At 69.4% G+C, this 25471-nt stretch carries 27 protein-coding genes; 13 read left to right on the top strand and 14 right to left on the bottom strand.

The window, feature by feature from the left end:
• Positions 1-15: 15 nt before the first annotated feature.
• The 3 genes from OG417_RS53575 to OG417_RS53565 all read right to left on the bottom strand — a co-directional run bounded on the left by OG417_RS53575 (position 16) and on the right by OG417_RS53565 (position 2180).
• Positions 16-645, bottom strand: a complete 630-nt coding sequence (locus OG417_RS53575; RefSeq protein WP_329247483.1) for a UbiX family flavin prenyltransferase — start codon at positions 643-645, stop codon at positions 16-18.
• An 83-nt stretch (positions 646-728) separates the two neighbouring features.
• Positions 729-1472: a MerR family transcriptional regulator gene (locus tag OG417_RS53570; RefSeq protein ID WP_329247480.1), complete on the bottom strand. Its 744-nt coding sequence runs from the start codon at positions 1470-1472 to the stop codon at positions 729-731.
• A gap of 111 nt (positions 1473-1583) precedes the next feature.
• Positions 1584-2180 carry a nuclear transport factor 2 family protein gene (locus tag OG417_RS53565; protein WP_329247478.1) on the bottom strand — a complete coding sequence of 199 codons (597 nt, stop codon included), beginning with the start codon at positions 2178-2180 and terminating at the stop codon, positions 1584-1586.
• Between the two features lie 68 nt (positions 2181-2248).
• Between OG417_RS53565 and OG417_RS53560 the strand changes: the two genes are divergently transcribed.
• On the top strand, positions 2249-3481 hold the full coding sequence (locus OG417_RS53560; RefSeq protein WP_329247475.1) for an amidohydrolase family protein: 1233 nt from the start codon (positions 2249-2251) through the stop codon (positions 3479-3481).
• Here OG417_RS53560 and OG417_RS53555 read toward each other — a convergent pair.
• From OG417_RS53555 to OG417_RS53545, 3 genes are read right to left on the bottom strand one after another with little or no spacing between them, the layout of a single operon-like run.
• Complete coding sequence (locus OG417_RS53555; RefSeq protein ID WP_329247472.1) at positions 3441-3962, bottom strand: MarR family winged helix-turn-helix transcriptional regulator; 522 nt, start codon at positions 3960-3962, stop codon at positions 3441-3443. The two genes, OG417_RS53560 and OG417_RS53555, sit on opposite strands and share 41 nt — an antisense overlap.
• A 49-nt stretch (positions 3963-4011) precedes the next feature.
• Complete coding sequence (locus OG417_RS53550) at positions 4012-4356, bottom strand: helix-turn-helix domain-containing protein (protein ID WP_329247469.1); 345 nt, start codon at positions 4354-4356, stop codon at positions 4012-4014.
• Positions 4357-4402: 46 nt separating this feature from the next.
• Positions 4403-4825, bottom strand: a complete 423-nt coding sequence (locus OG417_RS53545) for an ATP-binding protein (RefSeq protein WP_329247466.1) — start codon at positions 4823-4825, stop codon at positions 4403-4405.
• A gap of 105 nt (positions 4826-4930) precedes the next feature.
• On the opposite strand from OG417_RS53545, the gene OG417_RS53540 reads away from it, so the two are divergent.
• Complete coding sequence (locus OG417_RS53540) at positions 4931-5737, top strand: helix-turn-helix domain-containing protein (RefSeq protein ID WP_329247462.1); 807 nt, start codon at positions 4931-4933, stop codon at positions 5735-5737.
• Positions 5737-5838, top strand: a complete 102-nt coding sequence (locus tag OG417_RS54790; RefSeq protein WP_442875640.1) for a DUF397 domain-containing protein — start codon at positions 5737-5739, stop codon at positions 5836-5838. Before OG417_RS53540 ends, OG417_RS54790 begins: the two co-directional genes overlap by 1 nt.
• Before the next feature lie 58 nt (positions 5839-5896).
• On the opposite strand, the gene OG417_RS53535 is transcribed toward OG417_RS54790, so the two are convergent.
• Together OG417_RS53535 and OG417_RS53530 are read right to left on the bottom strand one after the other, a co-directional pair.
• Entirely contained in the window at positions 5897-6313 is a 417-nt protein-coding gene (locus tag OG417_RS53535; RefSeq protein WP_329247460.1) for a DUF302 domain-containing protein, read from the bottom strand.
• Positions 6314-6364: 51 nt separating this feature from the next.
• Complete coding sequence (locus tag OG417_RS53530) at positions 6365-6826, bottom strand: GbsR/MarR family transcriptional regulator (protein ID WP_329247457.1); 462 nt, start codon at positions 6824-6826, stop codon at positions 6365-6367.
• Between the two features lie 86 nt (positions 6827-6912).
• On the opposite strand from OG417_RS53530, the gene OG417_RS53525 reads away from it, so the two are divergent.
• Positions 6913-7818 (top strand): ABC transporter ATP-binding protein, encoded by a 906-nt coding sequence (locus OG417_RS53525; protein ID WP_329247454.1) that lies wholly within the window; start codon positions 6913-6915, stop codon positions 7816-7818.
• 41 nt (positions 7819-7859) lie between these two features.
• On the top strand, positions 7860-8699 hold the full coding sequence (locus tag OG417_RS53520) for an ABC transporter permease subunit (RefSeq protein ID WP_329247451.1): 840 nt from the start codon (positions 7860-7862) through the stop codon (positions 8697-8699).
• Here the strand turns inward: OG417_RS53520 and OG417_RS53515 are convergent.
• The 4 genes from OG417_RS53515 to OG417_RS53500 all read right to left on the bottom strand — a co-directional run bounded on the left by OG417_RS53515 (position 8677) and on the right by OG417_RS53500 (position 12707).
• Complete coding sequence (locus OG417_RS53515; protein WP_329247448.1) at positions 8677-9531, bottom strand: ABC transporter ATP-binding protein; 855 nt, start codon at positions 9529-9531, stop codon at positions 8677-8679. The genes OG417_RS53520 and OG417_RS53515 overlap by 23 nt on opposite strands.
• On the bottom strand, positions 9528-10505 hold the full coding sequence (locus OG417_RS53510; RefSeq protein ID WP_329247445.1) for a FecCD family ABC transporter permease: 978 nt from the start codon (positions 10503-10505) through the stop codon (positions 9528-9530). Before OG417_RS53510 ends, OG417_RS53515 begins: the two co-directional genes overlap by 4 nt.
• Before the next feature lie 89 nt (positions 10506-10594).
• Positions 10595-11611, bottom strand: a complete 1017-nt coding sequence (locus tag OG417_RS53505; protein ID WP_329247442.1) for a FecCD family ABC transporter permease — start codon at positions 11609-11611, stop codon at positions 10595-10597.
• 58 nt (positions 11612-11669) lie between these two features.
• Positions 11670-12707 (bottom strand): ABC transporter substrate-binding protein, encoded by a 1038-nt coding sequence (locus OG417_RS53500; RefSeq protein WP_329247439.1) that lies wholly within the window; start codon positions 12705-12707, stop codon positions 11670-11672.
• A 543-nt stretch (positions 12708-13250) separates the two neighbouring features.
• Between OG417_RS53500 and OG417_RS53495 the strand changes: the two genes are divergently transcribed.
• From OG417_RS53495 to OG417_RS53485, 3 genes are all read left to right on the top strand, one after another.
• Positions 13251-13706: a hypothetical protein gene (locus OG417_RS53495; protein ID WP_329247436.1), complete on the top strand. Its 456-nt coding sequence runs from the start codon at positions 13251-13253 to the stop codon at positions 13704-13706.
• 150 nt (positions 13707-13856) lie between these two features.
• On the top strand, positions 13857-14450 hold the full coding sequence (locus tag OG417_RS53490; RefSeq protein ID WP_329247433.1) for a helix-turn-helix domain-containing protein: 594 nt from the start codon (positions 13857-13859) through the stop codon (positions 14448-14450).
• A 92-nt stretch (positions 14451-14542) separates the two neighbouring features.
• Complete coding sequence (locus tag OG417_RS53485; protein WP_329247430.1) at positions 14543-15394, top strand: class I SAM-dependent methyltransferase; 852 nt, start codon at positions 14543-14545, stop codon at positions 15392-15394.
• Positions 15395-15427: 33 nt separating this feature from the next.
• Here OG417_RS53485 and OG417_RS53480 read toward each other — a convergent pair whose 3' ends face one another.
• On the bottom strand, positions 15428-16900 hold the full coding sequence (locus OG417_RS53480; RefSeq protein WP_329247427.1) for an acyl-CoA synthetase: 1473 nt from the start codon (positions 16898-16900) through the stop codon (positions 15428-15430).
• A 168-nt stretch (positions 16901-17068) separates the two neighbouring features.
• Entirely contained in the window at positions 17069-19624 is a 2556-nt protein-coding gene (locus OG417_RS53475) for a CBM35 domain-containing protein (protein ID WP_329247424.1), read from the bottom strand.
• 184 nt (positions 19625-19808) lie between these two features.
• Here OG417_RS53475 and OG417_RS53470 point away from each other — a divergent pair, with 184 nt between their 5' ends.
• The 5 genes from OG417_RS53470 (at position 19809) to OG417_RS53450 (ending at position 25463) form a co-directional block, all read left to right on the top strand.
• Entirely contained in the window at positions 19809-20999 is a 1191-nt protein-coding gene (locus tag OG417_RS53470; RefSeq protein ID WP_329247421.1) for an ROK family transcriptional regulator, read from the top strand.
• Positions 21000-21244: 245 nt separating this feature from the next.
• Positions 21245-22258, top strand: a complete 1014-nt coding sequence (locus OG417_RS53465; protein ID WP_329247417.1) for a LacI family DNA-binding transcriptional regulator — start codon at positions 21245-21247, stop codon at positions 22256-22258.
• Positions 22255-23172, top strand: coding sequence for a carbohydrate ABC transporter permease (locus OG417_RS53460; protein ID WP_329247413.1), 918 nt, complete (start codon positions 22255-22257; stop codon positions 23170-23172). The genes OG417_RS53465 and OG417_RS53460 overlap by 4 nt, the downstream gene beginning before the upstream one ends.
• Before the next feature lie 153 nt (positions 23173-23325).
• Positions 23326-24144 (top strand): carbohydrate ABC transporter permease, encoded by an 819-nt coding sequence (locus tag OG417_RS53455; protein ID WP_329247410.1) that lies wholly within the window; start codon positions 23326-23328, stop codon positions 24142-24144.
• Between the two features lie 14 nt (positions 24145-24158).
• A complete protein-coding gene (locus tag OG417_RS53450; RefSeq protein ID WP_329247408.1) occupies positions 24159-25463 on the top strand; it encodes an ABC transporter substrate-binding protein in 1305 nt (434 codons plus the stop codon).
• Positions 25464-25471 lie beyond the last annotated feature (8 nt).

Here is a 25471-nt window from a genome sequence, read left to right as displayed (position 1 = left end):
CGCCCGCCGCCGAGGTCAGCGGCTGCGGTCACGGTGCGCCTGCGTCTCCGTCCCGGTCCACGCGTAGTAGTCCGTCTGGCCGAGTCCGACGAAGCCCATCAGCCGGGCGGTGAACTCCTCGAACATGTCCTCGACGGTCCGCGGGACGTTGTAGTACGTGGGGATCATCGGGTACACGACGGCGCCGGCCTCGGTGACCTGCGCCATGTTGCGCAGGTGGATGAGGTTGAAGGGCGTCTCCCGTACGCACAGCACCAGCTCGCGGCGCTCCTTCAGGCAGACGTCCGCCGCCCGTTCGAGGAGGGTGTTCGCCTGTCCCTGCGCGATCCGGCCGACCACACCCAGGGCGCAGGGCACGACGACCATGCCCCACGTCGGGTAGCTGCCGGACACCATGGGGGCGGTCAGGTCCTGCGGGTCGTACGCGGCGACCTTGGCGTGCCGCTCGCCGAGGAGCCGCTCCACCGGATCGTCGGTCTCCGCCCCGCCGAACTCGTGCGCGATCAGCGTACGGCCGGCCGCCGACACCAGCAGGTCGACGTGCCCGACCCGCTCGTCCCGTACGAGCGCGGACAGCACGTAGCGCGCCATCCGTGTCCCACCGGCCCCGGTCACGGCCAGCGTGAGCCTGCGCTGCTCACCCATGTGCGCATCCCTACCCGCCCACCGGCCTCCCAGCGAAGCCTTTGCTCAGTTCGGACACGGTTCAGGCGCCGCTGATGAGCGCGTCACCGGCCGTGGCCGTATCCCACGGCGAACGCTCGCTTGAGGTAGTCCCACGCGTGGGCATCCAGGATGCCGTGCGTGGCGGCCTCGGGTCCCTTGCCGTCGATCTTCGCGTAGATCGCCGACAGCAGGTGCCCGTCATCGCCGACCATCTCCCGCATCGCCTGGTCCCACTGCCGCGCGAGAGCCTGTGCCGCCGGGTCGGCGGGGTCGGTATCCCGCTGGATCGCGGTCTGGATCTCGTCGGCGATATGGGCGCATCGCTCCTGCCAGCGACCGAAGTTCTCCGCGAAGCCGGGGTCCTGGTGACGTCGCCGTGCCCGGGCCAGCTGGTCGGGTGTGAAGTAACCGGCGTTCATGATGGCCTCCATCGTGTCGATGAGCTGGTCGACCGAGGGCTCGCGCGCCTGCTGGACGCTGTGCCGCAGCGCGAGGAGCCGTTGCCGTACCTGGTGCTGCCGGCCGATCACTTGGCCGACGTGTTCGAGTTGCCTGTCCACCGCCCGCATCAGGTCGTCGACGCACCCGTCGAGCGCCTGGGCGATCTCACGCAGCGGCATGCCGACATGGCGCAGCGCGATGATCTGGTAGAGCCTGCGCACATCGTCGGCCGTGTACAGCCGATGCCCGGCATGCGACCGAGCGGCAGGCCGCAGGAGCCCGATCTCGTCGAAATGGTGCAGGGCGCGTACGGTCAGTCCGGTCGCGTCCGCCAGTTCCCCGACTTTCCACCGTCGTTGATCCATGTGATCACCTGGGCGCGACGCTACTGCCTCACGCTGCGTGAGGTGCAAGCCTTCGTCAGCGGGCTCGCCGGGTGGTGACATCAGCGCGCAGGGCCGCGCCCGCCTCAGCCCTTAGCGTGGCAGGCCGGCCCAGGCGTAGGTGTCGTCGTACAGCGCGGTGAGTTCGGCGGGCCGGTCGACGCCGTAGCGATCGGCCGGGACGGTGTACCCGAGTTCGGTCATCCACAGGCTCAACATGCGATAGGACGGCCTGGTGCCCTGAAGGTCGTCCGGGGTCAGCGTCAGCGTGGCCGCGGGGGTGGCCGGGGTCATCGTGTCGTGGTCGAAGATCGCGACAGACGCGGCGAACCGCCAGTCGCCGTCCCTCTTCTCGGCGCGATGCAGCGTCCGCATGTGCGAGGCGACGTCGACCTCGACGCCGCGGAAAGTGCCGCGGAACTCGATGGTTATCGGCACCTCGACGATCGCGCGGGTGCCGTTGACGTCGATGACGGGTAGTCCGAGGCGGTGGCTGGACGGGGTCTGGTCGAACATCCGCTTGGACAACTCGATGTACTCAACGGCGGTGCCGTTGAACCAGCTTGCCTGGATGGTCGCCTCCGGCGTGTAGCACCGCGCGAGGCTGGACCACCAGCCCCGGTCGCGGGCCTGTCGTTCGTGGGTGACCAGGGCCAGCACGCTCACCAGGTCAGAGTCATTTTCGGACATGGGTCGCATCACACATTCCTTTGGTCGGACCGGAGCCTTGTCGTGTCGCCTGACGCCATCGCAGGGGCATGTATGGGTTAGTATATACGAACTCGTATATAGGAGCAGTTATGACCCGATATGTCATCGAGGGTGCCCGGGTGTTCGACGGTGAGCAGCTGATCGGCGTGCGGACCGTGGAAGTGGAGGGGGCACGGATCGTCGCGGTAGGCGCACCAGCGCCCGCGGCGGCCGAGCGAGTCGACGGCAGCGGTGCCACCCTGCTGCCCGGCCTGATCGACGCGCACACCCACGCTGATCTGGAAACGCTCGGCCATGCCCTGCGGTTCGGCGTGACCACCGAGCTCGACCTGCTCTCATTCCCCCAAGCGATGGATGCGGTTCGTCGCGCTGCCGCCGAACGGACCGACATCGCGGATGTCCGTTCCGCCTCGATGGGCCTGACGGCACCCGGCGGGCACCCGACCCAGCTCCGAGGCGGCCTGAACGACCCGGAGTTGCCGACGGTCGCCCGGCCCGAGGACGCCGCCCGCTTCGTCGACGAGCGGATCGCGGAAGGCGCCGACTACATCAAGGTGATCATCGAGAGCGGCAAGACACTCGGCAAGGACGTCCCCGTCGTCGAGGAAGGCATCGTCAAGGCGGTGGTGGCCGCCGCGCACGACCGCGACCGCATGGTGATCGCCCACGCGCTGACCATCGAGGCGACCCGGCAGGCGCTGGCCGCCGGTGTCGACGGGTTCGCGCACCTGTTCATCGACGGTCCGTGCCCGCCTGATCTGGTCGAGGCGTTCGCCGCGGGAGGGGTGTTCCTGGTCCCGACGCTGAACCTGCTGGCCTCGCTCACCGGCCGGCACCTCGGCGCCGGCCTGGCACGCGACAGCCGGGTCACCGGTCGCCTACCGCAGTCCTGGATAGACAATCTCAGCAGTGAGTTCAACACCTTCCCGGCCGGCGACTTCGATGCCGCCCTGGCCGCGGTGAAGGCGATGCATGCCGCCGGCGTGCCGATCCTGGCCGGCTCGGACGCCAATTACCACTTCGGTGCGCGCGGCATGGCACACGGTGTGAGCCTGCACGGCGAACTGCGGCTTCTCGTCCGGGCCGGCCTCACCCCGACCGAGGCGCTGCGGGCCGCCACCAGCGTGCCCGCGGCGACGTTCGGCCTCGAGGACCGCGGAAGGATCACACCGGGTGCGCGCGCTGATCTGCTGCTGGTCGACGGCGATCCCACCAGCAGGATCGCCGACACCCTGTCGATCAGGGACGTGTGGCGGAGCGGATCCCGGACGGCCCGCTGAGATCATCGGAGGCCGCTCTCCCGGCGTCCGACCTGGTTGACGCCGGGAGGGCGGCCTCAGCGATCGACTGCAACGAGGTCCGCAGGGTCCGAAGGCTCTGATCGGTGAGGCCGGTGAGCAGACCGGTCATCACGTCCTCAACAATGATGTTGCAGCGTCGCACGAGTTCGTCGCCCTCCGGCGTGATCCTGTGCAGAATCGCCTTACCCGCGCCGGGCCTGCGTTCGAGCAACCCTCGCTGTTCGAGGCGGGCGACCACCGCGCCCGCGGACTGATCGGACTGCCCGATGAAAAGCGCCAGCGCGTGGGTCGAGGAATCAGGCTCGATCGCGACGGCGTACAGCATGCCCCACTGCGGCAACGTCAGTCCCACCTGAGCGAGCGCGGCTTCGCAGGCCAACTGCTTGCGCAACTGCGCCCGCCGCAGCAGCATCGCGATATCGACCCCGCTGGGCAGGTCGTGATCGGCTGTCATCTCCATAATATATACCAACAAGTATATACTGACGCGGAGACGCTCATCCAAAGCGTCATTCCATTCGGCCGGCGCGATTCCGCAACGCCGTGTTCTTTATGAGGATCCGGCGCATCATGCCGTAACTCACGCCGAACTCGTCGGCGACCCGGCGGATCGACCAGCCCTGGTCATAGAGGCGGGCCGCGTCCTCGTCGATCCGCCGTCTGACGGTTTCGGCGGTCCGTACGGCCAGCACCTCGCCACGCCGGTACCGACGATGGCCGCCGGGGGTGTGGACGGCGGGTTTGAGCAGCCCGTCCCGCGCCCATCGGGCGATCGTCGTGGTCCGTACGCCCAGCAGCGCCGCCGCCTCGCGCGGCGTGAGCAGATCGTCGAAGTCGAAATCCGGAAAAGACATGGGGAGAGGCCGATCCAGCAGGAGGGGAGGGGTTTTGCCATGAGGTCTACAGGCGGAACCAGACGATCTTTCCGTCCTCGGCGGCGGGGCCGGAGCCGACCGTTCCGCAGTCCCGGGACAGATGTTTGACGAGGCACAGCCCTCGTCCCGACTCCGCCTCCAAATCGTCGAAGGAAACGACCTTCGGGAACTCGGGGAGCTTTAGCGAGTCATCCCATACCTCGAACAGCGGGCTGCCGTCGTTCGGGCGCATGGTCAGTACGATCAGCGGACTCATCGTGTGCCTGATGGAGTTGCCGACCAGCTCTGAAATGCAGATTTCTCCAATTTCGACCAGATCTTCTCTGTGCTCGGTCAGCAGGAAATGTCTGGTCCACATCCTGGCGAGATTGGTAGTCTCTTTGTTCCGATGAAGTACGTGACGGTGACGGTCGCACTTCCGATCGGCGCTATTGATCACTGTGGCCATCCAAGCTTCACCTCGTGCCGTCGCATTACGAGTCGTGGTGAAGTCTGGGCCGTCCAGGCCGCCGGCGATACCTTCCTGAAATGATTGGAAGGGCTAGGAGGACAGATGAGTTCGGAACCCAGGCTCAATCCCGACACGAACATGTGGGACTGGATCACTGACGACCTGCGGCATCACGCCAGGAAGTCCGGTTTGTCGGGTGCCGAGTTAGCGCGCATTCTGAACCGGGATCCTTCCAGCGTCTATAACATCCTCAGCGGGCGACGGAAGATTCAGGACAAAGACGCAAAGATCCTGGACAAGCGGTGGGATCTGAATCACCACTTCGCCAGGATGCTCCGCTACGCCAAGCTGAAGTCCAACTCGAAGTGGTTCGGCCAATACCTCGAACACGAGGCAACGGCCAGAGTGCTCAAGATCTATGATGCTCTGGCAATACCGGGTCTGCTCCAACTCCCCGAGTACGCTGCGGAGTTGTTCTCCGCCGCCGGGGCCGCCGACGTGGACGGCTTGGTCGAAGAGCGCATGCGACGCCAGGAGGTCCTCAAGCAGGACCTTCCCCCGACCTTGTGGATTCTGGTCACCGAGAATGTGATCGACTGGCCTGTGGGCGGCGCGGAGCTGATGCGTAAGCAGCTCACTCGCCTGCTGGAGGAGATGGAGAAGCCGAACATAGGGCTACGCGTCGTTCCTCGCGTTGCCGGGGCCCACGGAGGCTTCGGTGGGAGCTTCTCGGTCATGTCTGGCGATTCGGGAGATATCGCCTACACTGAGGCGACAGGAGGAGGAAGGCTAGTACCGTCTGCCCCTGAGGTGCGTGAATACGGCATCCGGTTCGACCGGATAGGGCAGTTGGCACTTCCTGAGCCATCGTCCCGAGAAATGATTCAACGGGCCTTGGAGGCTCTCTGATGGTGACACCGGACGGCTGGACGAAGAGCAGCAGGAGCGGTGGCGACGCCAACACGAGCTGCGTTGAGGTCAAGAAGGTCGACTCCGCCGAATCCGCTTGACCAGGCAACGAAGGAATTCGCCCCCGTCTGATAGGCGGGGGCCTTCGCTTGGGGTGGGCTATGCGTCGGGGTCCGGTCCGGTCGCTTGGTGAACTACTGCGGCGAGGCCTGCTTCGATGGCGTTGATGGCGGGTTCGCTCTCGGTTCCCAGTTGGTGGCGGGTGGCGAGCCAGGCGGCGTCGTTGCAGGTCAGCCATACATCGTTGTTCGCGTCCTGCCAGGCGAGAGCCTTCACCGGGAGGTCGATGCCGCTGGTCTGACGGTCCTGCATCAAGGGAGTGCCGCCCCGCGGGTTGCCGAAGATCAGCAGCTCGGTCGGGCGCAGCCGCATTCCGGCTTGGGCGGCGTTGTCCGCGTGATCGATTCGCGCGAAGACGAGGAGGCCCGCAGCGGTGACCGCCGCCTGAAGCCGGTCGATCGTCTCGCCGACCGACCAGTCGCTGGCAACGGTGATCAGGCCGGTGTCCTCACTCATCCGCCCCTCCTCCGCTGATCGGCAGCGACACTACACGAAGCCTCTTTTCATTCAGCCCGACGACCGGGCGCGTTCGGCGCGCCAGCGCTCCACCAGGGCGGGTAGTTCGCGGAACATGAAGCCGTAGAAGTCGCGCATCTCCTCCAGCCGCCGGCCGGCCACAGACTCGCGGCCGGCGGCGTCGATACCCTGGTCGGCGGCCTCGAACATGGCCTGCACCATGCCGTTCTGCGTCGACATGAGCGTCGCCCACGCCCCGTCGCGCAGCCGGTAGTGCTCGCGGCGGCTGCCGGGGGCGGGCACCCGTTCGATCAGTCCGACGGTGGAGAGCATCTTGATCGCCCCCGACACCGACCCGGAGCTGATGCCCAGCCCGTCGGCCAGTTCGGGTGCGGTGACGGACTCACTGTCGGCGAACAGCAGACCGGCCAGCACCCGCGCGGTCGCCTTCTGCATGCCGCCTTCGGCCAGCGTCAGGGCCATACGCTCCGCCGCATCGGTGGTGTCTGCCAAGGTCATCCCCTCACTCACGATCCCGATCCAAGGTTAACAGCTCTAAATCTTCAAAGATCTCTGAAAGTTCTGATAACGTCCGGCGTATGAGCACGGCGATCGAGCTCACGGAGCTCACGAAGACGTACGTCTCGCGGCGGGTGGTCCGGAGGGGCCTGTCCGGCCTCGACCTGACGGTGCGTACGGGCGAGGTGTTCGGCTACCTCGGCCCCAACGGCGCCGGCAAGTCCACCACGATCCGCCTGCTGCTGGACCTGATCCGCCCCACCTCCGGCGGCATCCGGGTGCTCGGCCTGGACCCGCGCGCCGACGCGGAGAGACTGCACCGCCGGATCGGCTACCTGGCCGGCGACTTCGTCGTCGACGGACGCCAACGGGCCGGCGAGTGCCTGGCCTTCCTGGGCGGCCTGCGCGGCGGCGTCCCGGCCCGGCGCATCACCGAGCTGGCCGACCGACTCGAACTGGACCTGGGTGCGCGGATCAAGAGCCTGTCCAAGGGCAACCGGCAGAAGGTCGGCCTGGTCCAGGCGTTCATGCACGACCCCGAGCTGCTGATCCTGGACGAGCCGACCTCCGGGCTGGACCCGCTGGTGCAGCAGACCTTCTCCGACATGGTCACCGAGGCCAGGGCCGCGGGGCGGACGGTGTTCATGTCCAGCCACATCATGAGCGAGGTGGAGGCGGTCGCCGACCGGGTGGCCATCATCCGCGAGGGTCGCCTGGTCACCACCGACACCGTGGCGGGGCTGCGCGCCCGCTCGTTCCTGCGGGTACGCGTCGACTTCGCCGCACCGGTGGCCGCCGCCGAGTTCGCCGGCCTGCCCGGCGTCACCGACCTGACGGTGGACGGGACCATCCTGGCCTGCCGAGTGGACGGCAGCCCCGACGCCCTGGTCAAGGCCATCGGCCGGCACACCGTCACCGGGCTGCGCGCCGACGGCCAGGACCTCGACGAGCTTTTCCACGCCTACTACACCGGCCGCGCCGCCTGAGGTTCCCCGGCCTCGTTCCCTTCTCGCGCAGAGGACTCGATATGACCACCGCTTCGCCCGCCACGCCTGACGCGACCCTCGGGGCCTCCGGTGCGGCACGGGCCTTCGGCCGCTCGATGTTCGGCAAGACCCTGTTCGACAACCGCCGCGTCTTCACCGTCTGGGCGGTGGCCGCCGGCCTGCTGACGATGATGTACGCCGGCTTCTACCCGCAGATCACCACCGGCACCGCCGGCAGTGTGCCCGAGGCGATCCGCGGCTTCGGGTTCGACGATATGACCTCGGCCGCCGGCTACCTTCAGGGCGCGGTGTTCGGGCTCCTCGTACCCCTGCTGGCCACCTTCTACGGTGCCGCCACCGGCGCCCGCATGATCTCCGCCGACGAGGAGTCCGGCTACCTGGACCTGCTGCTGTCCCACCCCCTCGGGCGCACCCGGCTGCTCCTGCACCGGTTCGCCGCGCTCGTGGCGGGCGCCGTCCTGATCGCCGTCGTGGTGCTCGGCGCCGTACTGGCGGTGCGCTCCAGCGCCGGGCTGGAGGCCGTGCCGGTCGAGGGCTTCACCGCCCAGGCGGTCAACCTGGCGTTGCTGGCCGTCCTGTTCGGCGCCCTGGCCACCGGGATCGGCGCCGCCAGCGGAGCAGGCCGCGCCACCGTGTTCGGCACCACCGCCGGGGCCGGCGTGCTCACCTACGCCGTCCACGGCTTCGCGCCGCAGATCGGAGCCGGCTGGCTGCGCCGCCTCACCCCGTTCCACTACTACATCGGCGGCGAACCCCTGAAGAACGGCTTCCGGCTCGCCGACGCGACGGTGCTGGCCGCCGCCACCGTCGTCCTCATCGCCGTCGGCACCTGGCGCTTCAACCGCCGGGACCTCGGCTGACACCGTCAGCGGACGGGTCGTCCTTCGGCTCGGGCCGCCAGGCCATGCCGGGGACGACGAGCGGGCCGCCGGTGACCGGGTCCGGGACGACGACGGACGTCAGGCCGAAGACCTCCTGGACCAGTTCCGCGGTGACGACGTCGCGCGGCGGACCCTGGGCGATGATGCGGCCGGCCTTCATGGCGACGAGGTGATCGGCGTAGCGGGCCGCCTGGTTGAGGTCGTGGAGGACGGCGACGACGGTGCGGCCGCGCTCGTGGTTGAGCTGCCGGATCAGGTCCAGCACCTCCACCTGGTGGGCGATGTCCAGAAACGTCGTGGGCTCGTCGAGGAGCAGCAGCTCGGTGTCCTGCGCGAGCGCCATCGCGATCCACGCGCGCTGGCGCTGGCCGCCCGACAGCTCCTCCACCGGCCGCTCGGCGAGGTCCGCGGTCGCGGTGCGCTCCAGCGCCTCCGCGGTGGCCCGCTCGTCATCCTCCGACCACTGCCGCCACCACGTCTGGTGCGGCTGCCGGCCGCGCGCCACCAGGTCGGCGACGGTGATCCCGTCCGGGGGCGTGGGGGACTGGGGCAGCACGCCCACGGTTCGCGCGATCTGTTTGCGGGGGACGCGGGCGAGTTCGGCGCCGTCCAGCAGCACGACGCCGCGGCGCGGCTTGAGCAGCCGGCCGAGCGCCCGCAGCAGAGTGGACTTGCCGCAGGCGTTCGGGCCGACGATGACCGTGACCTGCCCGTCGGGGATCTCCAGGTCCAGGCCGTCGACGACGGTCCGGTCCTCATAGGCGAGGGTCAGGTCCTGCGCCGTGAGGCGGCTGGTACCGGGAACGCTCATGAGGTGGTGCCTCCGGAACGGCTGCGGGTGCGGAAGATGAGCCACATCAGGTACGGCGCGCCCACCACGGCGGTGAGGACGCCGACCGGCAGCTCGATCGGGGCGAACAGGCGGCGGGCCAGCAGGTCCGCCACGACGACGATCAGGGCGCCGGTCAGCGCGGAGGACAGCAGGGGGATCTGGATCGTACGGGTGAGCCGGCGGGCGATCTGCGGTGCCAGCAGGGCGACGAAGTCGACCGGCCCGGCCGCGCCGGTCGCCACCGACGCCAGGACGACCCCGAGTGCCGCCAGCCCGAGCCGTACCTGGTCCAGCCGTACGCCCAGGGCGGTGGCCGTTTCGTCGTCGAAGGACGCGCTGCGCTGGGCGCGGGCCGCCCACAGCGCGGCCGGGACCGCCAGGATCAGAACGAGGACGAGCGGACCCGCCTGGTCGTACCCGCGCCCGTTGAGAGAGCCGGTCAGCCACACCTTGGCCTGCTGCGCGACGAGGTAGTCGCCCTTGGTGAGGAACAGCTGGGTGAGGGAGCCCAGGGCGACCGAGATACCGATGCCGACCAGCACGAAGCGCGAGGCGTGCAGCCCCCGCCGCCACGCGAAGACGTACACCAGCAAGGTCGCCGCGAGGCCGCCACCGACGGAGACGTACGGCAGCGCGTCGTGCGAGGCGAGGCCGAAGCTCATCGCGGCGACCGTCGCGGCGCCCGCGCCGTGCGTCACGCCGATGACGTCCGGGCTGGCCAGCGGATTGCGCGCCACCGTCTGGATCAGGGCGCCCGCCACGCCGAAGGCGGTGCCGACGAGCAGGCCCACGACGAGGCGCGGCAGGCGCAGGGTGCCGACGACGAGCCGGTCGGGGCTGGGCCGGCCCAGCAGGACCCGGCAGACCTCCACCGGAGAGACGAAGGACTCGCCGACGCTCAGGGAGACGACCACGACCGCGGCCAGCAGCACGGCGAGCGCCACCACGACCACGAAGGCCCGGCGATGCAGCAGGAAACTACCGCGCCCGAGGCGGAGTACGGCATGACCGGGCGGGCGTACGGCCACCGACGACATACGGCTCATGCCGCCACCACCGTCTTGCGCCGTACGAGCGCGACGAGGAACGGAACGCCGAGCAGGGCGGTCATGACGGCCACCGGCACCTCCGAGGGCGGGAAGATGATCCGGCCGATGACGTCGGAGACGAGGAGCATCACGGGCCCGAGCAGCGCGGCCAGCGGCAGCACCCAGCGGTGCGCGGTACCGACCAGGCCGCGCGCGATGTGGGGTACGGCCAGCCCGGTGAAGGCGATCGGGCCGGCCGCGGCCACCGCCACGCCGGTGAGGACGGTCGCGCCGAGCGCGCCGAGCGCGCGCAGCACGGCGACGTTGTGGCCCAGGCCCGCGGCGGTGTCGTCGCCGAGGGCCAGGGCGTCCAGCCCGCGGGACACCGCCGCGACCAGCACCAGCCCGGCCAGCAGGAACGGCCACACCTGACCGATGATCTCGCTGCCGCGTCCGCTGATCGACCCGACCTGCCAGAAGCGGAACTCATCCAGGGCCCGGGCGTTGGTGGTGGCGATCCCGGAGACCACGGAGGCGAGGAAGGCGTTCATCGCGGCGCCGGCCAGGGCGAGCTTGACCGGTGAGGCACCGCGGTACCCGCCGCTGGCGACGGCGTACACACAGGCCGCCGCCAGCGCCGCGCCCGCGAACGCGAACCAGACGTAACCCGCCGGCGTGTGCACGCCGAAGAAGGCGATCGCGCACACGACGCCGACCGACGCGCCCTGGCTGACGCCGAGGACTCCGGGTTCGGCGATCGGGTTGCGGGTCACCCCCTGCATCACGGTCCCGGCCAGCGCGAGCGCGAGGCCGACCAGCACGCCGACGAGGGTGCGGGGCACGCGCAGCGACCGCACCACCTGGGTGTTGTCGCTGGTCCCGCCGTGCAGCAGGGCCTGGAACACCTCTCCGGGGCCGATCTGCCGGCTGCCCACCGCCAGGCTCAGCAGCACGGCGACGAGCAGCATCAGGGTGGCCGCCAGCAGCCAGACGATCCGGCGGCGGGTCGGCCCGCTCACCTTCTCTGCCACAGCCGGGCGGCGACGCGTCTGCCGGGTGGAGCGGTCACGCTCGTACGGGGTGGGGCGGTCACGCCGTCAGGTACTTCTGCAGGTCGTTCAGGACCGAGTCGGCCGCGGTGACGCCCAGCCCGAGGTACCAGGTCTCGTCCGGAACGTCGAAGGCGTGGCCGTCCTTGACCGCCTTCAGGTTCTTCCACAGCGGGTTGCCCTGGGCCTTGCTCTTGTCGGTGGCCTTCGGGTCGCCGTACACGCCGGTGAAGATGTAGTCGGCGTCGGCCTGGTCGATGTTCTCGGCGCTGACCTCGGCGGCCAGGTCGTTGATGTCCTGGTTCTTCGGGCGGGGGATGCCGACGTCCTTCAGGATGGTGCCGATGAAGGAGGCGTTGGCGTACAGCCGGACGACGCCGTTCGGCATGTAACGCACCATCGACACGGTCGGCTTCTTCGCGCCCAGCTTCTCCCCGAGGGCCTTGGCCTTCGCGTCGTAGTCGGCGAGTTTGGCCTTGGCCTGCGCGGTCCGGTCGAGCGCGGCGGCGTTGAGGAGGTAGTTCTCCTTCCACGTGAAGCCGGGGCGGATCGAGAAGACCGTGGGGGCGATCTGCGACAGCTCGTCATAGGAGTCCGCGGCACGGAGCTGGCTGCCGAGGATCAGATCGGGCTTGAGCGCGGCGATCGCCTCGAGGTTGAGGTTGTTGATCGTTCCAACGTTCTTCGGGTTGCCCGCGCCCTTCAGGTACGAGGGCAGCTTCGGCGACCCCTCGGTGGGCGCCAGCCCGACGGGTTGGATGCCGAGCGAGACGACGTTGTCGAGCTCGCCGACGTCCAGGACGACGACGCGCTTGGGCTGCGCCTTGATGACCGTACGGCCCATCGCATGCGTGACCGTCCGCGGCCACTGGCCCGGCTTGGCGTCCGTCCCCATCGCCGCGGTCTTCTTCGCGGCGTCCGCGAAGTCCTTGCCGCCCTTCGCGACCGACTGCTTGTCCTTGGTCGCGCCGCTGCCATCCTTCCCGCTCCCGCTGGATCCACTGCCGCACGCCCCAAGGGACAGAACGGCGGCCATGGCGAGAGCGACGGCGGCTGTGCCGCGGCGCCGAAGAGACATGAGGCTCCTTTGGCTGAGAATCACCTGAGAATTAGGCAAGCCTCACCTTACGTTGAACCTGTGTACGGCGTGCAAGAGGGGACCTCTGTGCTGCAAGATGACCCCGACCTCGCGCTCGCGGTCAGGTCGCTCAGATCTACGACTTCTTCAAGGCGCACGAAGAGGCCGGTCGAGGCGGACCCGAACCGCGCTACTTCCTGGCGGGATCCGCGCCGAGTGATCGAATAGAGCTTCCGGCCGCCCAGTACGCCGCACTTGAGGCCACCGCTGTCGACGCCCAGCCTGACCAGGGCTGACCGCATTCTCACACCACCGCGGCCTGCATCGTCACCACGCCATTCAGGTACGGTAAACAATCGGTCGTCTGGCTGTGTCAACTCCGCAAGAGGAAGGCCGCTGGTGTCACCGGCCAAGCCCGTGACATCGAGGCGCCGGCACTGGCGTCCGAAAGTGTCGTGGGTCTGTCGTTGCGCACAGTCCGGCCAGGGACCACTTTGAGCCCTGACCGACCTGGACCAGCCCCCTTAATGAAGGTGGAGTGCGATGGTGAGCCGGTTGCGCCCGCGACTTTGGACGGAAGCTGTTTTGACCATCTCGTTGGTCGCGCTGCTGACCTGCGGATGCATCACCTATCCACATGTGACGAGGTCTGATGCCATCGGCATGTGGGAGAACTCGGCTGGTGGCCGTATGGAGTTCCGCGATGACGGCCGTTTCACCGCGACGAACATCCCTCTCGACCCCCGGTGCACCGAGGAGAACGACCCTCTCCAACACAAGCGGGGGTCCGGCGCAGGCACTTGGGAACTAGAGTGGATTCCGGACGATGGACCCGGGACCCACATCATCCTCGATATCTTCGATCCGAAGGATGATTCAGCGGGGTACTGCGAGATAACGACCCTATTCACCGGAGTAAAACCCCTCTCCGAGATGCAACTGCTCTACCAGCACGATGAATCCGGGCGCTTCCGGCATACGACAGCGACCTCCCGGTGACGGCCACGGCCCAGGTGATCGACCAGATGGCGGGAACCAGTCAGCCCTGTTCGACCAGCTCGACGCCCTATGACCCGCACTGGGCTCGCTGAGCGTCGGAACACGAACGACGCTAAGCGCGCCTTGCCATTCAGGCATACGGTGTTGCCCATGACGCATGACGATGGTGAGCTGGACAGTCTGGTGCGCAAGCGCATCCGCGCGCTGCGCGTGGCTCAGGGCTGGTCCCTGGAGGAGCTGGCCGTCCGGGCCAAGGTCAGCCAGTCCACGCTCAGCCGTATCGAGAACGGCCGGCGGCGTCTGGCCCTGGACCAGCTCGTCACCCTCGCCCGGGCCCTGGACACCTCCCTCGACCAGCTGGTCGAGACCGATACCGACGACGTGGTCTCCAGCCCGATGATCGACGCGGCCCGCGGGCTGAAGCGCTGGCCCATCAAGGCCGACCCCGGCATGACCGTCGTACGTCAGCGCATGACCGACCCGCCGCCCGGCGATCCCTCGCGGATGCGCGCCCACCCGGGGCGCGAATGGCTCGTCGTCCTGTCCGGCACCGCGATCCTGTTGCTGGGCAACCGGCGCCTGCGGATCGAGACCGACCAGGCGGCGGAGTTCCCCACGATGCTTCCGCACGCCATCGGGGCCGAGGGCGGCCCCTGCGAGATCCTCGGCATCTTCGACCGCGACGCCCGCCGCGGTCATCAGCGTGGCGAGGACACCGGCAGGGCGAGCCGCGCGCGACGATGACGGTTTGCGTGTTCGGCAGCGCCGGCGGCCATCGCCTTGCGCGTTCGGAAAGGCGCCAGGCCAGGTCCGAACGGCCCGCTTAGCGTGGACGTATGAGCCACACCTCCCCGCACATGCACCCCGTCCAACAGCACGACGTAGGCGACCAGACGGAGCTTCTCGATCTGGACGCGGAAGTGCTCGCCGAACACCTCGCCTCCATCACCGACTGGCTGCCGATCGAGAGCAGCCCTCGCGGCATCGTGGATCTGGGCTGCGGGACCGGAGCCGGCGTCCTCGCGTTGCTCCGGCGTTTTCCCGAGGCGGAGCTGACGGCCGTCGACTCCTCCGGCGTGCACCTGCACCGCCTGCGGGAGAAGGTGGCCGCGGCCGGAGCGGCCGATCGCGTGCGCATCGTGCAGGCCGACCTCGACGCGGCGGCGTGGCCCGAACTCGGCACGCCGGAGCTGGTCTGGGCGTCGGCCTCCATGCACCACATGGCCGACCCCGACCGTGCCTTGGGCCAGGTCCACGAGCTGCTGGCACCGGGCGGTCTGTTCGCCGTCGTCGAGCTGGCCGGCTTCCCGCGGTTCCTGCCCGAAGACGCTCCAAAAGAGGCTCCCGGGCTCGAAGAGCGCTGCCATGCGGCGCTCGACCATCACCACGCCGAGCACGTGCCCCACCGCGGCGCCGACTGGCGAACGAAGCTGGCCAAGGCCGGCTTCACCATCGAGGGCGAACGCGTCGTCGCCGTCAGCATCGACCCGTCCGAAACCGACGCGGTCGGCCGCTACGCCCTCAGCAGCCTGCGCCGCATGCGCGGCAGTGTCGCGCCCGCTCTGACGGCCGAGGACCTGACCGCTCTCGACCGACTGCTCGACACGGGCGGTCCGCACAGCATCCTGCGCCGCGACGACCTGCGCGTACGCACCGAGCGGACGGTGTGGGCCGCACGCCGTGCCTGACCCGCCGCCTCACCAGAGGAAACGACGTCTCCGTCAGTCGGCACCGCCGTACGTCGCCCGCAGCCGGGATTTGAGGATCTTGCCGGTGCCGTTGCGGGGGATCTCGTCGGTGAAGACGACCGAGGTGGGGAGCTTGTAGCGGGCGAGGCGGCCCGACAGTGAGGCGAGGAGGCGTTCGGTCGTCAGGTTCGAGCCCTCGCGGGGGACGACGATGGCGCGGCCGGTCTCGCCCCAGCGCTCGTCCGGGATGCCGATGACCGCGCACTCCACGACGTCGGGGTCGGCGAGCAGGGCGTTCTCCACCTCGGCGGGGTAGACGTTCTCGCCGCCGGAGATGATCACGTCCTTGATGCGGTCGACGATGTAGGCGTAGCCGTCGGCGTCCAGGCGCGCGGCGTCGCCCGTACGGAACCAGCCGTCGGTGAACGTCCGGGCCGTCTCCTCGGGCAGTCCCCAGTAGCCGGGCATGACGTGCGGTCCGTTGACGACGACCTCGCCGGTCTCGCCGGGCGGCACCTCCTCCAGGCCGCCGGGGCCGACCACCTTCACGTCGGTGAAGAAGTGCGGCACGCCCGCCGAACCGGCCTTGGACACCGCGTGCGCCGCGTCGAGGAACAGCGCGCCGGGCGCCGCCTCGGTCATCCCGTACCCCTGGAGGAAGGTCAGCCCGCGCTCCTGGTACGTCGCGATGAGCGAGGGCGGTACGGGCGCTCCTCCGCAGGTCAGCAGCCGCAGCGACGACAGGTCCGCCTCCGCCCAGCGCGGCGAGCGTGCCACCGCCTGGAACATCGCGGGTACGCCGAACATGAAGGTGACGCGGTGCCGTTCGATCAGGTCGAAGGTGGCGTCCGGGTCGAAGCCGGCCGTTAGTACGCAGGTGCCGCCCTTGAGCAGCACCGGCAGCGTCAGCATGTTCAGCCCCGCCGTGTGGAACAGCGGCGCGGACACCAGCGCGACCTCACGGGCGATCAGGTCGTGGTCGATCAGGACGTTGACGGCGTTCCAGGTGATGTTGCCGTGGGTGAGGACCGCGCCCTTGGGCCGCCCGGTGGTGCCGGACGTGTACATGATCATGCAGGGGTCGTCGAGCGCGACCGGTACGTCGATCGGCTCGTCCGCCGCCGGCAGCCGGTCGAGCTCCTCCCGCGCGATCGCGGTCACCGGGAGGTCGTCCACGGGCTGCGCGTGAATCAGCACCGAGGCGCCCGAGTCGGCGAGCTGGTAGGCGACCTCCGGCCCGGCCAGCCGGGCGTTGAGCGGGACGAACACCCCGCCGAGCATCCCGGTGGCGAACAGCGTCTCCAGGAACGACGGATGGTTGAAGCCCAGGTAGGCGACCCGGTCACCGGGCCCGACCCCGGCGCGGCGCAGGGCGTGCGCGAGCCGGACCACTCGCTCGCGCAGCTCCGCGTACGTCATCGCCCTGTCGTCGTGGATGAGGGCGACGTCCTCCGGCGTCTTGCGTGCTCGCCGTACCGGCCACGAACCCAGTCCCTGGTCGCGCACGCGGGACCTCCTCGCCGGGGGATCGTCCGGAGGTGACTCGTCGAAATTAGGTTGGTCTCCGGGGACAGTCAACGGTCTGCCCGGAGTCGGCCGTAAGCGCCGGATGGGGGTACGGCGCGGAGCGGCCGGTCTCCCTCGCGGAGGCCGCGGGGGAGACCGGCCTCGGCCTTACCGCCGGGTCACGGTCACGGCCACGGTGGCGCCGTGGCCGGGGCTGACCTGAACCGAGAACAGATGCGAGGCGGCGTCGTACTGGACGTCGCCGGCGCTACCGCCCGCCGCCCGTACCGACACCGGGACCGGAGAGTAGCCGTGCAGCGTGACCGGTCCGTCTCCGTGGGCGAAAGCGACGGTGGCGTTGACCGCGCCGCCGTCCGACAGCGACCTGATCCGCTGCTTGCCCAGGGACACGAACTTGCCGGCGTCGCCGAGGAACGCGATGCCCGACCGGCCCACCGGCACCACCTGGAAGTACGACCCGTCGCGGGTCACCTGCGCGGTGTAGGCGTCATCGGCGTCGACCACCTTGCCGGTGCCGGAGAAGTAGTCGTACACGTACGCCTTCCCCGTCACGCCGAGGTCGGCGGGCCGGAAGTGGGCGTCCTCGGTCGTCGGCACGGTGACCGCGCCGGCGCTGACACCGAGGTTGTCGATGTTCGGACCGTTCGCGCCCGTCGTCGCCGCCCGTACGGTGTGGTGGCCGGCGGACAGGGTGACCACGACCGGCTGTACCGACCACGTGGCCCAGTCGCCGGTCGTGTCGAACGGCTGCGTGGAGGCCGTGCCGCCGTCCACCGTGACCGCGAGGGGCCGGCCCGCGAAGCCGCCGTTGGCGTACCGGAACAACAGCGTGTACGTGCCGTCGGACGGCACGTCGACGTTCCACTCCACGTAGTCGCCGGAGTCGTGCTGGTAGTCGGCGAATCCGCGGCCGGTGTAGCCGGAGTGGTCGGTGCCCACGACGGGCCCGGACAGCTTGGCGTCCTCCGCCTCGTAGGTCGTGTCCGGCTTCGGCGTCGGGACGGCGCGGGCGTAGGAGAAGACGTACCCGGCGGACAGCGAGCCGTGGCGGCTGCCGGTGGTCGCGACCATCGCGCCGCCGGGCTGGGCGGCGTCACCCACGTACGTGGCGTCGTCGGGGACGATCGGGGTGTCCGGCTTGACGATCGTGCCGTCCGCCTCGGCCACCTTGTTCAGGTTGGCGACACTCTCCTTGCCGATCGGGTCGCCGACGCCGACCGGGCCGGCGGACAGGTTCTGCAGCAGCAGGTTCTGCGTCTCGGTGCTCATCGCCACGTCCGCCCACGGCCACACGCCGAGCGCGCTCGCCAGGCGTGAGGTGTAGAGGAACGAGTCCCACTTGGAGCGCTCGAACCGGTCGTTCGAGACCCGGGTGTTGGTGACGTTGTCGTACAGCGTGCTCTGCAGGTAGTCCTGCGGCAGCGGCATGCAGTACTGGATGTCGAGGCCGTTCGCCGCCGCGGCCTTGGCCATGTTGTCCAGGAACGCGGCGCGGTCGGTGAGGTTGAAGTCGGGCTGCGCGTGCGAGCACAGCCAGTCCTGCTCGAAGGTGTCGACTCCGGACGCCTTGAGGTACTGCATCCGGTCGTTCCAGAATGCCGGGTCGGTGACCACCTGCCCCGACATCTTGTACTCCTGGTGGTACGGGCTGGACGGGTCGATCCACCGGGCGTGCGTGATCAGCGGTACGCCCACGCTCTGCTGGAACGCCGTGAGCCCGTCGGGGAACAGCGTCTTGTCCGCCTCGTAGCGGTATTCGCCCTCGGGGTTGTCGTCCCAGACGGCGTTCGGGCCCTTCGGGTAGAACCAGCTGTCCAGCTGCAGGTTCCCCATCGGGAGGCCCTTGGCCTTCCAGTCGTCGCGGACCGCCTGCAGCGTGCCGGCGTAGCCGAGGCTCTTGTCGTAGTTGTAGTAGTACGTGGCGCCGTTGTCGGTCCAGTAGCCGAGCTTGGCGAGGGTGTTCGTGGCGTCCTGCGACGGCCGGTGCTTGCCGGACAGGCCGGTGAGGGCCTTGCCCCAGGTGCCGTAGACGTCGTTGATGCCATGGCCGAAGGCGAGCACGGTGCGCTGGGTGAACCCGGCCGGCAGGCTGCTGACGCCCGAGGAGATGCCGCTCGTCAGCGCGCCGCTCGCGTCGTACTTCGTGACCGCGGTCGTGAAGTTGGACGCGGGCGAGAGCAGGTAGCCGCTGCCGGAGGCGTCGAACGCCAGGTACGGGCTGAAGCCCGCGTCGCCCGAGGCGTCGAACTTCCGGTCGGCGAAGCAGCCGGCGAAGGTCTCGGTGTGCGGCAGGGCCGGCTTGCCCGACAGCGCGGGGAACGGATAGGCGTTGGCCGCGGCCTGCCGGTACGTCGTGGTGAACAGCACCACCGGTTTGTCGTCGTAGGCGCGGATGCCGCTGCCGCGCCCCACGCCGCCGGCCGTGTAGTCGAAGTCGACCTCATGGTAGGCGCCGACGCCGTCCCGGCCGCTGACGTGCTTGACGTGGTCCACCGGGGCGCCGACCGAGCCCGCGAAGTGATAGTGCGGGCCGCTCGTGTCGATGGTGTAGCCGCCACCGGCGCTCACCGTCACCGTGGTGCGCGACGCGTTGGTGGCGGCGCCGGCCGGCCCGGCGGTGAGGGCCAGGCTCAGCGGGAGTGTGACCGCGAGCGCGCAGGCGAGCGCGGTACGTCGGCGGGATCTTCGTGGCGGCGTGTACATGGGCGCTCCTCATCGGGTCGATCGGGGCTCTCCACGCTCTTCGGGCTGCCCGAATAGGGGGGATTTCCGCGAAGTTAAGACGGCATTTCTGCCTTGTCAATGGAGGGAGGAGTGCCATATCTGGCCTAATTATGCTGAGAAAAATGCAAAATTAGCGCGGTAGCGTACGCGCCGGGAGGACGGCATGAGCCAAGTGAGCCCGCGACCCAGGCCGGGATATCCGCACCGCGCGTACAACCTCGACCGCATGGTCGCGGCGGTGCGCGCGCACGGGACGGTCACCCGTGCGGAGCTCGAGCGGATCACCGGGCTGTCGCGGGCGACGGTGGCCGCCCTGGTCGCCCGGCTGATCGGCGACGGCGTCCTGCGGGAGGTGCCCGCCGACCCGAACACCCGCGTCACGCCGGGCCGGGGACGGCCGCCCGCCCGGCTGGCGCTCACCGAGGCGGCGGGTCTCGTCGTGGGCATGGCCTTCGGCCACGGCGATCTGCGCGTCGCCGTGGCCACGCTTTCCGGCGACGTCACCGCCGAGCGCCACGTGCGGCTGTCCGTCGACAACTCCGTGGAGGTCGCCCTTGACACCGCGGCCCGCGAATTCAGCGAAATATTGCGCGAAACCAGCCACCAGAAGGGCGACGTCGACAAGGTCGTCGTCGGCCTGCCCGCGCCCCTCGACCGGCACACCGGCCGCATCGTGGTCAACAACATCCTGCCCGGATGGGTCGACATCGATCCCGCGGGCGGTCTCGGCGAGCGCATCGGCCGCCCGGTCATCCCGGAGAACGCCGTCAACCTGGGCGCGCTCGGGGAGATGACGTACGGCGCCGGCACCGGAAAACGCGACCTGGTCTTCGTCAAGGTCTCCACCGGCGTCGGTGCCGGCCTGATCTTCGACGGGCGCCTCTACCGCGGCACCAACGGCTACGCGGGCGAACTGGGCCACGTGCAGATCGAGCTCAACGGGCTCGTGTGCCGGTGCGGCAGCCGCGGCTGCCTGGAGACGCTGGTCTCCACGCCGCACATCCTCGCGGCGCTGCGGCCGATGCACGGCGACGCGCTCACCGTCGCGGACGTGGTCCGGCTGCTCCAGGCGGGCGACTCGGGCGCGTCCCGCGTCGTCGGCGACGCCGGGCGCGTCATCGGCCGGTCGCTCGCCGACATGTGCAACGTGCTCAACCCCGAGGCCGTGATCGTCGGTGGCGAGCTGAGCCTGCCGGGCGGCGCGCTCACCGACGGCATCCGGGAGGCGATCACGCGCTACGCCCAGCCGGGCGTCGCACGCGCGGTGACCGTGACGACCGGAACACTGGAGAACCGCGCCGAACTCCTCGGCGCGGTCGCCCTCGCCATCCAGCGAACGGCCCGCTCCGCGTAAGGACGTGCCGTCTGCGGAGGGTGGCTTCTTCGCACGAACGGCCCGGTCCGCGTGAGGACCTGGCGTCTGCGGAGGGTGGCTTCTTCGCATACCCCACTTGACGTGGACGTTTCAGGGCGGTTTCATACTCCTCACTCCCGAAGGCGTTGCCCTCGCTCGCGCCTTTCCCTCGTCCGTAAACGTTTACGACCCCCGGGACGGCGTCGCCGTAAACGTTTACGGAGAACCCCCGACTGGAGGTGGTCATGCGTCAGGGACCGACGATCACGACCATCGCCGAGCGCGCCGGTGTCTCGATCGCCTCGGTGTCGCGTGTCCTGAACGGGCTGCCCACCAGCGAGGCGACCGTACGCGCCGTACGGGTCGCCGCCGAGGAGCTCGGCTACGTCCCCAACTCGGTGGCGCGGTCGCTGAAGTCGAGCCGGACGAACCAGGTCGCGTTCGCCATGGCGGACATCGGCAACCCGACGTACGTGGCGATGGTCCGGGCGATGCAACCGGTGCTGAAGGACGCGGGCCTCCGCCTCATCCTCCACTCCACCGACGCCGACATCGACGATGAGCTCGACGTGCTGCGCCGGCTCGGCGAGCGGTACGCGGACGGCCTCATCATCAGCCCGATTCGCGTCACCGAGCGGCACCTGGAGGCGTTCGCCGAGGCCCGCGCCCCGGTCGTGGTCATCGGGTCGGTGCCCGCCGGCACGCCCGTCGACAACGTACGGGCGGACTCGCGCACCGGGATCCGGCTCGCGCTCGACCACCTGTACGCGCTGGGGCGTCGCCGCATCGGCTTCGTCAACGGCCCGCTCGACACGGTGCCGGGCGCCGCGCGAGCCCGCGCGTACGCCGACGCGCTGACCGAGCTGGGCCTGCCGCACGATCCGGCGCTCATCGAGATCGGTGACTTCTACCGCGAGGACGGCGCCGCCGCCACCCGAAGACTCCTCGCGCGGACCCGCCCGGACGCCCTCATGTGCGCCAACGACCTGATCGCGCTCGGCGCGCTGGACGTGCTGCGCGCGGAGGGGGTGCGGGTGCCGGAGGACGTCGCCGTGGTCGGCACCGACGACACCGACCTGGCGCCGGCGGCCTGGCCCGCGCTCACCAGCGTCGCGCTCGGGTCGGCCGAACGCGGTCGCCGCGCGGCCGAGCTGATGCTCGACCGCCTCTCCGACGGCGACGCCGAGCCCCGGGTCGTCACGGTCGAACCCCGCCTGGTCGTCCGCGGATCGACGTGTTCGCAGAAGGGGATCTCATGACAGCCGTCGAGGCCACCGTCCGCGGCCGGGTCGGGAAGGGCCGCCGCGCCGACCGCGGCGTCTCGTTCCTCCTGCTCCCGGCGCTCATCCCGGTGCTGATCTTCAGCGTGGGCCCGCTGCTGTACGGCATCTACCTGTCCTTCACGGACGCACGCGGGGGCCGCAACGCGGTCATCTCGTTCGTGGGGCTGAAGAACTTCGGCGAGGTGCTGACCGACGGGGACTTCTGGTCCTCCTTCAAGATCGGGCTGATCTGGGCGGTCGGCGTCACGGTCCTGCAGTTCGCCGCCGCGCTCGGACTCGCCCTCCTGCTCAACTCCGACCTGCGGTTCCGCGGGCTCGCGCGGGCGCTCGCGATGGCGCCGTGGGCGATGCCGCCGATCGTCATCGGCCTGATGTGGCGGCTCGTGTACCACCCGACCGCCGGCGTCCTCAACGAGACGCTGCGCGACGCGCACGTCATCGGCCACAACATCGACTGGCTGAACAACTTCGGCACCGTGCTACCGGCGATCATCGTCGTCGGCGTGTGGACCGGGATGCCGCAGACCACCGTGGTCCTGCTGGCCGGACTGCAGGGCGTCGCGTCGGAGCTGCACGAGGCCGCGTCCGTGGACGGCGCCGGCGTGTGGCGGCGCTTCTGGAGCATCACGCTGCCCCAGCTCCGCCCGGTGATCATCGCGATCACCTCGCTCGACTTCGTGTGGAACATCAACCAGTTCGCCATGGTCTACGCGCTGACGCAGGGCGGTCCGGGCGGCCGTACGCGGCTGCCGATGCTCTTCGCGTACGAGGAGGCGTTCCGCTACGGGTTCTTCGGGTACGCGGCGGCGCTCGGCGTCGCGATCACCATCGTCGTGCTCGCCGTGCTCGGCCTCTACCTCTGGCGCCAGATGAGGGAGAACGCCTCATGAGCGAACGGAGTGAGCGAACCGACAACACAGTAATCCCGGCCTCTCCGCCGACGAAGGAGGCCTCATGAGCAGGAGCGAACCCGACGCAGCGAGCGGAGTGGACGGCCGAGGGACGAGGTCGTCCGCGGAGCGAGTGAGGAGCGGTGAGCGACCATGAAAACGCCGCTGAAGTACATGGCGCTGCTCGCGTACCTGATCTTCCTGGCGTTCCCGCTGCTGTGGCTGCTGTCGACGTCGTTCAAGACGCAGCGCGAGATGGCGAACCTGCATCCGCGCTGGATCCCGCACCACCCGACGCTGAGCAACTTCACCGACGCGTTCTCCACCCAGGACCTCACCGGGAGCGCGCTGCGCAGCCTGGTCGTCGCGCTGTCCGTGGCGGTCATCACCGTGGTGCTCGCGCTGCCCGCGGCGTACGCGCTGGCCCGGCACCGGTCGATGCTGAACCGGGTGGCGATCGGGTGGGTGCTGGTCAGCCAGGTGTTCCCGGTGATGCTGATCGTCATTCCGCTGTTCATGATCCTGCGGAAGCTGGACCTGGTGAACACCCTGCCGGGGCTGATCCTCGTGCACGTGACGTTCACCCTGCCGTTCGCGCTGTGGATGCTCCAGGGGTACGTCCGCGGCGTTCCGCGTGAGTTGGAGGAGGCGGCGGCCGTCGACGGCGCCGGGCGGGTGCGCACGCTCGTCCGGGTCATCGCCCCGCTGCTGACTCCCGGCGTGATCGCCACTCTGCTGTTCGCCTTCATCTCCTCGTGGAACGAGTTCTTCTTCGCGCTCGTGATCCTCAAGGACCCGGGCAAGGCGACGCTGCCGCTCACGCTCGTGAAGTTCACCGGCGCCGAACAGGCCGCCCGGCTGGGGCCGCTCGCCGCGGCGTCGGTGCTGGCGACCATCCCCAGTCTCGTGTTCTTCGCCGTCATCCAACGCCGGCTCCGCTCGGGCCTCACCGCCGGTGCCGTCAAGGGTTAATCAGGAGGTTGCCCATGCGTCGTCTTCGTTCCGTGGCCGCGGTCGCCGCGGCCGCCGTGATCGGGCTGGCCGCCGGCTGTTCCGGCGGTGGCAGCAGCGATTCCGATAAGCCGGTCAAGCTGAAGTTCCTCAGCCTGGCCTGGCAGAAGGACTCCCTCGCGGCGAACAAACGCCTCGTCGCCGAGTGGAACAAGGAGAACCCCAAGATCCAGGTGCAGTACGTCCAGGGCAGCTGGGACAACGTCAACGACCAGCTCGTCACCTCCTTCGAGGGCGGCGACCCGCCGGACGTCATCCACGACGACTCGTCGGCGCTGGCCGGGTTCGCGAGCCAGGGGTACCTGACCGACCTGACCAAGCTGCTTCCCTCGAGTCTGAAGAGCGACATCCCGCAGTCGGCCTGGGGCACCGCGACGTTCGCCGGCCAGGGCGGCGGTGAGCAGGGGATCTACGGCGTGCCGTTCCTGCAGGAGTCGCAGGTCATCCTCGCCAACAAGAAGATGCTCGACGACGCCGGCGTGAAGGTGCCGACCGTCGATGCGCCCTGGACCTGGGACCAGTTCCAGCAGATCTCCAAGAAGCTCACGACCGGCAAGCGCTTCGGCGTGGCCTGGGCGCTCAAGTCCCCGGTGAACCGCGTGCTCAACCTCGCGCTGAACTACGGCGGGACGTTCTTCCAGACCTCGGGCGGCAAGACGACGGTCAAGGTCGGCCCGCAGGAGCGCGAGGTGCTCCAGCGGATCCACGACCAGCTCTACAAGGACAAGAGCGCCGACCCGTCGGCGCTGGGCATGGGCACCGCCGACCCGCTGCCCGGCTTCTACGCGGGCAAGTACGCCATGCTCCCGGCGAGCATCTACATGCGCCAGCAGGTCATCGAGCAGGCGCCGAAGAACTTCCAGTGGGTCACCATCCCGCCGCTGAAGGGACAGACGACGCAGCAGGGCGAGATCGCCCAGACGCTGTCCGTCGCCGCCGACAGCAAGCACCCCAAGGAGGCCGTGAAGTTCATCAGCTGGTTCCTGAACGGGCAGCACCAGGTGGAGCTGGCCAAGGGCGACTGGCTGATCCCGACCAGCCAGACGGCCGCCAAGGACCCGTCGCTGAACACTCCCAAGGACGGCTGGGACATCGCCATCGCCTCGGCGAAGAACCTCATCCTCGCCCCGTACCTGAAGGTCGACGGCTACGACGAGTTCAAGACCAAGGTCGCCACGCCGGCGCTCCAGTCGTACTTCGCCAACAAGATCAGCATTGATCAGCTGGCGCAGAAGCTGACCGGCGACGGGGACAAGGTGCTGGCGAGATACCAGCATTGAGCGGCGAG

It is taken from the genome of Actinoallomurus sp. NBC_01490 (assembly GCF_036227085.1).
Taxonomy (GTDB): Bacteria; Actinomycetota; Actinomycetes; order Streptosporangiales; family Streptosporangiaceae; genus Actinoallomurus; species Actinoallomurus oryzae.
Note: the sequence above shows the minus strand (reverse complement) of the source record. Positions and strands in the feature narration are given on the sequence as shown.